Below are 3,956 nucleotides of genomic sequence, written 5' to 3' on the forward strand. Positions count from 1 at the left end.
AGGCACGCCAGTTTGGCGCTGGTGCCGGTGCCGCAGGGCGAGCGGTCGTAGGCCTTGCCGGGGCAGAGCACAAAGTTGCGACTGTCGGCTTGGGGGTCGTCGGCAAACAGTTCGATATGGTCGATCACGCCGCCGTCTCTGCCGTAAATACCCTGGGCTTGCAGCGCCGCGCTGACGGCTACGGTGTAGGCGGTAAGGGCATCGAGGTTGCTGCCATCAATACGTTGGCCGTGCTGGCTGACGAGAAAGAACCAGTTGCCGCCCCAGGCAATATCGCCAGTGACCGCGCCATAGCCGGGCACCTCGACGCTTACAGCTGCGCGATAGCGGTAGGCCGGCACATTGCGCACGCTCACCGAGTGGTCCTCATGCAGCGTGGCTTCGACCGTGCCGACTGGCGTTTCAATGCGGTGCGTGCCCGGCCCGATACGGCCCATATGCGCCAAGGAAATCACCAGGCCGATGGTGCCGTGGCCGCACATACCGAGGTAGCCGCTGTTATTGAAAAAGATCACCCCAGCACAGGCCGTTGGGTCTACCGGGGGGCAGAGTAAGGCGCCGACCAGCACATCGCTGCCGCGCGGTTCCAGTACGGTGGCAGCGCGGTAGGCATCGAAGTGCTCAGCCAATAACGCGCGGCGCTCGGCCATGCTGCCGGTGCCCAGATCGGGAAAGCCGTCGATTACCAGCCGGGTCGGCTCGCCGCCGGTATGGCTGTCGATAATCTGGATGCGGCGCATGGGGTGTCCTCGTAGCCAAGGGAAGTGGCTTTTAGGTTGGGCTTCCAGAGGCGGTATGGCTTGAGGGTTTTGGCCACGTTAGGCGACGAAATCGGCACAGAGCGGCGCAGAGTGTGTTGGCGCACCAAGCGGTCTTGAGAGCTGCGCAGTGGTGCGCACAGCCCACCCTACGGGGAATCACGCGTGCTATGGTGGCGCGCTGATTTTTTCGGGAGGTTGTGATGCTGCTGCGTGTTTCTGTTTTGGCCCTGTTGCTGGCCGCTTCGCCCTTGGCATCGGCTGCGTTGACCCATGAACAATACCTGCCGCCGGACGAGCAAAACCTGCGCGCCGAGTCGCCTGAGCAACAGCAGGTGCTGCAAGTTACCGAGTATTCGGTGGTGGTTGGCAGCCAGCGCGAGTCAAACCAGCAACCGATTCCGATCACCTCGCCCACTTGGTTAAAGCTGAAAACCAAAGCGGTCTCCAAGGGCGCTACGGTGACCCAGGTGCTGATCCGTTTCGACAGCGAAGGCAAAAGCCTGAAACGCCCAAGCCTGGACGAAGCCAAACAAACCCTCACCCTCTATTACCCGCAGGCGCAATACCGTGTGCTGCTCGATTTGCTGCGTAACGGCACGCTCTACGTGCAGTTCTTGAGCTACCCCAACGGCCACGTCTGGGCCGACCTGCATACCGGCGCGCAGCGCGCGCGTTGAGCCTGCGCCCCGGGGCGGAGTAAACTGCCGGCCCGGCGCTTACCCGTTAAGAGAACTAGATCATGCGTAAAGACAAGAAACAGGTGATTGGCGAAGAGATTGGTGACGAGCCGATCAAACTGTTCCTCACCGTGGAACCGGCCGACGACACCCCGCCGTCGCTGCACAAGCTGGTGAAGGCTTACCGTGGTTTGCGCATCGACGACTTCGAGCGCTTTCTGGGTTTCTTTGTGCAAGCGGGTTTTGACCTCAATGCCACCGACGCCAAGGGCAACGACTTTGTTGCCCTGATCCAGGACCAGCGCCTGGCTGAGCCCTATATCGACGCCATTAAAGCGGCCCGTGGCTAAACCACGAATCGCCAACAAAAAGCCCGCTCATTCGGCGGGCTTTTTGTTGGCGGCGCATCACGGATTTTTTCGCGTTTACGCCACGCTGCCGGCACTGCGCAGGTAACTTTCAAACTGTTGCACAATCGCTGGCCACCCTTGGCGGCTGGCGTGTTGCCGTGCGTTCAAGCGCACGCGGCGCAAGGTTTCCCGGTCTTCCAGCAACCAGCAGGCACTGTCGATAAACGCCGCTTCATCGCCAGGCATCGCTAGCGCGCCATTGTGGCCATGGCGAATATGCTGGGCCGCCGCTGCCTGGTCATACGCCACCACCGCCAGCCCGGAAGCCAAGGCCTCCAGCAGCACATTACCGAAGGTTTCCGACAGGCTCGGGAAGAGAAACAAATCGGCGCTGGCATAGTGGGCGGCCAACGCCTGATCGCGCTGCACGCCACAGAACACCGCCTCGGGCAATTCTTTCTGCAAGCACGCCCGTTGCGGACCGTCGCCGACCATCACCAGTTTTAGCCGCTGTTGTGGATACCGGCTTTGCAGGGAGCGGAAGCTGCGCACTAGCAGATCCAGGTTTTTCTCCGCGGCAATCCGCCCGACGTACACCACCACCAATTCCTCGTCCTGCACACCCCATTGCCTGCGCAGTTCAGCGCAGCGTTTGGCCGGATGGAACAACTGGCTATCGACACCGCGCGCCAGTAGATGCACGCGCTCAAAACTACGGCGCTGCAACTCCAAGCTTTGGCTGGCGCTGGGCACCAAGGTCAGCTGCGAGCGGTTATGAAACCAGCGCAGGTAGTTGGTCAGAAAACGGGTCAGCAACCCGAGGCCGTAATGGCTGCTGTACTGCTGAAAATTGGTGTGAAAACCGCTGATCACCGGAATGTGTAACCGCCGCGCCGCCCGTAATGCCGAGAGCCCCAACGGCCCCTCGGTGGCGATATACAACACATCCGGACGCTGGCGCTTCCAGCGCCGCAGCAGCTTATGCATGGACGCTTGCCCCCACTGCAAACCGGGATAACCCGGCAGCGGCCAGCCGCGGGTTAGCAGCAGTTCATCGGTACTACGCTGCCCGTCATCAGCACTTTGCCGCGGCCGCACCAACTGCAAACGATGGCCGCGCTCGCGCAGCCCCGCACACAAGCGCCCAAGTGTATTGGCCACACCGTTGATTTCCGGCGGAAAGGTTTCGCTGATCAGCGCGATATGCAGGGGCGATTGGCTCATGACGCCAGTGTCGATGGGCGTCGTTTAAGCGAAATGACAGTTTTGTGGAGGTTTGTTGACGGTGGGTGGGTGGAATTTCCCCCGCTTCTTGTAGGCAATGTGAATGGCGGTCTTAAGACGATGACTACGTGGGTGGGCGAGCTCGGTATTTAGAGTTTCGCGCTTTTCCAACCACTAAAAGTCCACCATGAATAAGCATTGCTTCCGTCTTGTCTTCAGTAAGCCACTCGGCTTTCTGATTCCTGTCGCCGAAATCACCCGCGCGCAACGTAAACCTGGCCAGCAACCTGCCGCTACGCCGGTCATTCTTTCCCCAACCGAACCGTTTTCCTGGTCGCTCAAGCGCCTGGTGTTGTCGGTGCTGCTGGCCGGTGCGCCGGGCTGGGCGATGGCGGACATTCTGGTTGACCCCACTGCACCGGCGGGCGGCACTAATGTCATCAACGCTGGCAACGGCGTGCCGGTCATCGAAATCGCCAACCCCAATGCCAAGGGCCTTTCCCACAACCGTTTCAGCCAATTTGATGTGCAGCAGCCCGGGGTGATCTTTAACAACAGCCGCGCCAATGGCGTCAGCCAAATCGGTGGCGCGGTGTTGCTTAACCCCAATCTGCAACGTACCGCCACGGCGATTTTGACTGAAGTCACCGGCAATAAACCCAGCTCGCTTTCAGGCACCCTGGAAGTGTTTGGCGACAAGGCCGATCTGCTGATTGCCAAAGCCCGCGGCGCCGAAGAATACCGAGCAAGGTGAGGTAAAGGTGTTGTACGGCGACTCATTCCAGAAAGTGGCGGACAAGTATCAAGCCGTAATCGGTCTGCGTTCGCCCAATCCGTTGGGCGCCAGTTTGCTGTCTGAAGGTTTTCCTTCGAAAAATTTCCATGTAAAAGCCAAGTCCAGTCCGACAGGGCCGACCGCAGGGTTTATTGCGGAAGATCCGGTT

General features: G+C 60.2%; 6 protein-coding genes. 4 read left to right on the plus strand and 2 right to left on the minus strand.

Features of this window, described 5'->3' with window-relative positions; all coding sequences use genetic code 11:
* Window positions 1-740: 4-hydroxyproline epimerase (locus AAAB16_RS17555; protein ID WP_340664476.1), on the minus strand; the 740-nt coding region annotated here is incomplete at its 3' end.
* Between the two features lie 221 nt (window positions 741-961).
* Between AAAB16_RS17555 and AAAB16_RS17560 the strand changes: the two genes are divergently transcribed.
* Complete coding sequence (locus tag AAAB16_RS17560) at window positions 962-1,438, plus strand: hypothetical protein (protein ID WP_340664477.1); 477 nt, start codon at window positions 962-964, stop codon at window positions 1,436-1,438.
* 62 nt (window positions 1,439-1,500) lie between these two features.
* Window positions 1,501-1,788 (plus strand): PA4642 family protein, encoded by a 288-nt coding sequence (locus tag AAAB16_RS17565; RefSeq protein ID WP_340664478.1) that lies wholly within the window; start codon window positions 1,501-1,503, stop codon window positions 1,786-1,788.
* A 75-nt stretch (window positions 1,789-1,863) separates the two neighbouring features.
* Here AAAB16_RS17565 and AAAB16_RS17570 read toward each other — a convergent pair whose 3' ends face one another.
* Window positions 1,864-3,012, minus strand: coding sequence for a glycosyltransferase family 1 protein (locus AAAB16_RS17570; protein WP_340664479.1), 1,149 nt, complete (start codon window positions 3,010-3,012; stop codon window positions 1,864-1,866).
* A gap of 187 nt (window positions 3,013-3,199) precedes the next feature.
* On the opposite strand from AAAB16_RS17570, the gene AAAB16_RS17575 reads away from it, so the two are divergent.
* Together AAAB16_RS17575 and AAAB16_RS17580 are read left to right on the plus strand one after the other, a co-directional pair.
* On the plus strand, window positions 3,200-3,766 hold the full coding sequence (locus AAAB16_RS17575; protein WP_340664480.1) for a filamentous hemagglutinin N-terminal domain-containing protein: 567 nt from the start codon (window positions 3,200-3,202) through the stop codon (window positions 3,764-3,766).
* A gap of 7 nt (window positions 3,767-3,773) precedes the next feature.
* A partial coding sequence (locus tag AAAB16_RS17580; RefSeq protein WP_340664481.1) for an anthrax toxin-like adenylyl cyclase domain-containing protein occupies window positions 3,774-3,956 on the plus strand: 183 nt, incomplete at its 3' end.

The sequence above is a fragment of the Pseudomonas sp. genome (genome assembly GCF_037994325.1).
Lineage (GTDB): Bacteria > Pseudomonadota > Gammaproteobacteria > Pseudomonadales > Pseudomonadaceae > Aquipseudomonas.

Excerpts from the sequence above, each read along its gene's own strand:
- AAAB16_RS17560 (WP_340664477.1), top strand. The coding sequence starts at position 962 with ATGCTGCTGCGTGTTTCTGTTTTGGCCCTGTTGCTGGCCGCTTCGCCC.
- AAAB16_RS17565 (WP_340664478.1), top strand. The coding sequence starts at position 1,501 with ATGCGTAAAGACAAGAAACAGGTGATTGGCGAAGAGATTGGTGACGAG.
- AAAB16_RS17570 (WP_340664479.1), bottom strand. The coding sequence starts at position 3,012 with ATGAGCCAATCGCCCCTGCATATCGCGCTGATCAGCGAAACCTTTCCG.
- AAAB16_RS17575 (WP_340664480.1), top strand. The coding sequence starts at position 3,200 with ATGAATAAGCATTGCTTCCGTCTTGTCTTCAGTAAGCCACTCGGCTTT.